Annotated in this window: 1 pseudogene (cut by a window edge); it reads left to right on the top strand. The window is 36.1% G+C overall.

Going from position 1 to position 502, the window contains the following annotated elements:
• Window positions 1–502 (top strand): annotated as a pseudogene (locus tag Q1X91_RS03285) (hypothetical protein) (its annotated part continues 143 nt past the right edge of the window); the annotation flags it as partial.

Here is a 502-nt window from a genome sequence, read left to right as displayed (position 1 = left end):
TAAAACAATAGGTAATTATACAGTTCCTTTATTATCATACGAACCTCCTGACGGTACGCCTTTCGAGCCTTCATACACTGAGTTAAACGGCAAGTATTATAGAACATTCAACAGCACTTATCCTATGCCGCCAATTAAAGAAATTATGGAGACGGTTGACAGATTTGAAACAAACTTTACCGTTACAGAAGAGCATATTAAAAAGTCTGGCTATTATCAATTACAAGTGTCTTCAGTATCTCCAGACAAAGCACAGGAATCCGACTGGGTTAATGTTGTGCCTAATAATCAATTAACTTCCGCTATAGGCTGGGAGAGCGGAGGGGCTGATTTATTTACTTTCAACAGCAAAATAGTGCGTTTGGTGGATTATGATAGGCAGTTTAAACTTAATACTCAATACGAAACGGCTTTGAATCTTTCACAGAAATATTATGCTTTACTTGAGGCTTCTAAAACTATGGACGACTACAAAAAGTATGATTATTATTTCTTATACTAT

This window comes from uncultured Brachyspira sp. (assembly GCF_949287625.1).
In the GTDB taxonomy this organism is placed as follows: Bacteria; Spirochaetota; Brachyspiria; order Brachyspirales; family Brachyspiraceae; genus Brachyspira.
Note: the sequence above shows the minus strand (reverse complement) of the source record. Positions and strands in the feature narration are given on the sequence as shown.